Below are 4,053 nucleotides of genomic sequence, written 5' to 3' on the forward strand. Positions count from 1 at the left end.
CCAAAGCAAAGTCAAAGCAGACCATGCCTCGGTAACCGAACAAAGCGGTATTTATGCCGGAGAAGACGGCTATCAAATCAAAGTCGGAGACAACACAGACCTCAAGGGCGGCATCATCACCTCCGCCAGAAGTGCCGAAGACAAAGGAAAAAACCTTTTTCAGACGGCCACCCTTACTGCCGGCGACATTCAAAACCACAGCCGCTACGAAGGCAAAAGCTTCGGCATAGGCGGCAGTTTCGACCTGAACGGCGGCTGGGACGGCACGGTTACCGACAAACAAGGCAGGCCTGCCGACAGGATCAGCCCGGCCGCCGGCTACGGCAGCGACGGGGACGGCAAAAACAGCACCACCCGCAGCGGCATCAACACCCGCAACATGCACATCACCGACGAAGCGGGACAACTTGCCCGAACCGGCAGGCCTGCCGAAGAAACCGAAGCGCGTATCTACACCGGCATCGACACCGAAACTGTAGCCCAACACACAGGTCGTCTGAAAAACAGCTTCGACAAAGACGCGGTTGCCAAAGAGATCAACCTGCAAAGGGAAGTAACGCAGGAGTTCGGTAAAAATGCCGCCCAAGCCGCAGCGGCCGTTTCCGACAAACTCGGCAACACCCGAAGTTACGAACGGTATCAGGCAGCCAAAACCCTGCTGGAGGCCGAACTGCAAAACACGGACAGCGAAACCGGAAAAGCCGCCATCCGCACATCCCTCAGTCAAGTAAACGCCTATCTTGCCGAAAACCAAAGCCGCTACGACACCTGGAAAGAAGGCGGCATAGGCAGGAGCATACTGCACGGGGCGGCAGGCGGACTGACGACCGGCAGCCTCGGCGGCATACTGGCCGGCGGCGGCACTTCCCTTGCCGCACCGTATTTGGACAAAGCGGCGGAAAACCTCGGTCCGGCGGGCAAAGCGGCGGTCAACGCACTGGGCGGGGCGGCCATCGGCTATGCGGTGGGCGGGAATGCCGGTACGGCGGCAGTAGGGGCGAATGTCGATTGGAACAATAGGCAGCTGCATCCGAAAGAAACGGCACTGGCAGACAAATATGCCGAAGCCCTCAAGCGCGAAGTCGAAAAACGCGAAGGCAGAAAAATCAGCAGCCAAGAAGCGGCAATGAGAATCCGCAGGCAGATACTGCGCTGGGTGGACAAAGATTCCCAAGACAGCTATACGGATCAAAGCGTTATATCCCTTATCGGCATGAAAGGCGAAGACAAAGCCTTGGGTTATACTTGGGACTACCGCGACTACGGCGCAAGAAATCCGCAAGCCTACAATGATCCGAAACTGTTTGAGGAATACCGCCGACAGGACAAACCCGAATACCGTAACCTGACCTGGTTGCACAGCGGGACGAAAGACACCAAAATCAGGCAGGAAGAGCGGAAAAACGAAGAGTTTGCGCTGAACGTTACCGACATCCTGACGGGCGTCATCCCGAACCCAAGGGTAAATGTAGCGGTTCGTGCAGGCATCCGTAATCTGGGAAACATCAAGCCGACCGTTACCGGCAGCGATCCCTTATTGGCGGGGGTCGGGAATATCCGTATTCCGGCAAACGGCAATGTTGCGAAGGGGGATAGGATTCCGGATACGGCGTTGGCAGCGAAGAGTCATCAAAAGAATGATTTTGCTACGTCTAAAGGACAGGAAGTAGAGTCTTCTATACCTGTTCCTCAAGCTATCTCAATAAAAATTAAAAATCCAGATAAAACGGTTAGTGAAACTACTTATAAATCTAATCCTAAACATACTCCTGGTCAGTTAGGGTTTAAGTTTGATGCTGGTATTGAGCCAAAGAATTCAGTTCAATTAATTGAAAGCTCAGTACAAATTGGTAAACAGCGATTTGCAATTGATGATAAAGGACATATTCATCGTTATATGGGGGGCGATAGGAAAAATGAACCTTGGCATTGGGCGGGTTCTACATCCGATAAGAAAAATCCCTTGTCCTTAACAAGTCAACAAAAAGCAGGAATTAAAAAAGCATACCCCGATCAATCAAAGAACAAGTTATTAAAATAAGGATTTATATGAATATTATTATGGACTCAACAAGAAAATTTGGGGTTTTATGGGAAGAAAACTCTGAATGTAATGGTTTTATCTATGGAAAAATTCAAATAATAATAGGAGAGAATATATATCCTAAGATATGCCCATATGGGTATTTTACATTAAATACAGTTTTTAATAGTTTGAAATCATCCTTTGAAGAGAAGTATTATACGGGTGGAAACAATGGGTTGGATTTTGGAGAGCAACTATTTGATATAGATAAATATAATTCTCTGGAATTATGTAATATATTTTCTATTGATACTACATATATGAGTGGTGGGAGTAATTGTGAAATAGATTGTTTAGTATTAGAGATGGGATATTCTGGTGAGGAAGAGAGACTTTTTTATAGTTTTGACAATGGAAAAAACTTTAAAGAAATCAGATATAAGAAAGGTACAGTTGAATCTGTTATTTTTCAATTGAATCTATAATATATTTTAGCACACCATAGCCTTCACGAATTCTTCGTGTTTTTTGCAAGTATCCGTAATCTGAAAAACATAAAGTCGACTGTTACCGGCAGCAATCCTTTAGTGGTGGGTGCTGACAACAGGAATTTGTATCATTGGGCAGGAACCTTAAACAGGAATAGAATTGATAAACTTAATATCCAATTGCGTAGGAAATTGGGTATTCCTGGAAAATAAATTTTATTCAAGGAGTATTCTAAATGATTTTTGGGAATCCATATAAATTTGCAATTTGGATTGAGGAGATAGATGAATGGAGTTCAGAAAATTTTTCTGAAGGAGTTTTTACATTTTTTGTGAATGGGGACATGATTCCTCAAGAACTACCAAATACATCTACTTTTTTACCAAATTCTTTGCGTAGCATACAACAGTTTATTTCAATAATTGATGATCTAGAGTGTCCTAATTTATTTAACTTAGACTATTGTAATGCATATATTTTTTTAAACGATGCCGTTCATTATCGTAATATGAAATTATCAGAAGAAGAATCTTATTTATATTGGAAATACTGTATAACAGAATATATTGACAACCCTGAAGAAAAAGACAATATTTGGTATTTGTCTGATAAGTATAATGAAAAATTGTTATATTTGAATAACAATATTATTAAGGAATCAGTGTTTAAAAAAGGATATATAAAAAATATTATGGAAAAATTAATGATGAAGTATGATTATATTTTAAATGATGATTGATGAAATTTATCTCACATTAAATCTATGTTTAAGGATGCATCAGGCACGTGTTCTTTAATATCTTCTAGAGCTGGTAGGACTATAAAGCCAACAGGAAGTAAGTATGATGCTCACCATATTTAGCCATTAGAAAATAATGGTGGTAATATTTGGCAAAACATTACTCCAGTCAGGTATCCTGAACAGCATCAAGGCAGCATTCATCGGGCAGATGGACCATTAAGAAATCTTCAAAAACATTTGGATAGATAATATGTTTGAACGAATAAAAAATTCTTCTATTATTGTGAATAATTTCGACAAATATTCATTATGCCAAGAAAAAAATCTATTTTTTAAATTACCAGATAGTGATTTTCTAGAGTTAGAAAAGCATATCCAAATTCCATATGATTTATTCTGCTTTTGGAAAGAAATTGGTTATGGTTTTCTTACTGTAAATGAAAGTGGAAGTATTCGATCAGAGTCCGATAATCGAATTATGGATCCTTTATCTATTTTAGATATATTGATTGGGGAATCAGAACAAGTTTCTTCTGATTTTGTTATTGAACCATATCAAGTACCATTTTTCGAAAGATTTAGTGAATATTTTATTTGTTTTGATAGGCGAAATTTAAATAAGCCTAAACAACCCGTCTATTGGATATGGGATATGGAAAACCCGTTAGCTGACTCAATAGAGAGTTTTATTTACAAGTTATTTGAAAATCCTGATTTTTTAAATGAAATTTAGCAAGCCGTAGCCTATATGAAACCTAAACTCAAAAAGTAGCATGTGTGCGGAACGCACGCATGC

The 4,053-nt window shown here is 41.2% G+C and carries 3 protein-coding genes and 1 pseudogene; all 4 read left to right on the forward strand.

Features of this window, described 5'->3' with window-relative positions; translation table 11 throughout:
* Nucleotides 1-2,041: pseudogene (locus HMPREF2907_RS13325) on the forward strand (two-partner secretion domain-containing protein); the annotation flags it as partial.
* Between the two features lie 8 nt (nt 2,042-2,049).
* The gene (locus HMPREF2907_RS09935) at nt 2,050-2,511 is read left to right on the forward strand and encodes a hypothetical protein (RefSeq protein ID WP_070682578.1); all 462 of its coding nucleotides are present in this window, start codon (nt 2,050-2,052) and stop codon (nt 2,509-2,511) included.
* A gap of 239 nt (nt 2,512-2,750) precedes the next feature.
* Nucleotides 2,751-3,254 carry an immunity 42 family protein gene (locus HMPREF2907_RS09940; protein WP_070682579.1) on the forward strand — a complete coding sequence of 168 codons (504 nt, stop codon included), beginning with the start codon at nt 2,751-2,753 and terminating at the stop codon, nt 3,252-3,254.
* 253 nt (nt 3,255-3,507) lie between these two features.
* Nucleotides 3,508-3,990 (forward strand): hypothetical protein, encoded by a 483-nt coding sequence (locus tag HMPREF2907_RS09945; RefSeq protein WP_070682580.1) that lies wholly within the window; start codon nt 3,508-3,510, stop codon nt 3,988-3,990.
* Nucleotides 3,991-4,053 lie beyond the last annotated feature (63 nt).

This window comes from Neisseria sp. HMSC055H02, assembly GCF_001813335.1.
Taxonomy (GTDB): domain Bacteria; phylum Pseudomonadota; class Gammaproteobacteria; order Burkholderiales; family Neisseriaceae; genus Neisseria; species Neisseria sicca_C.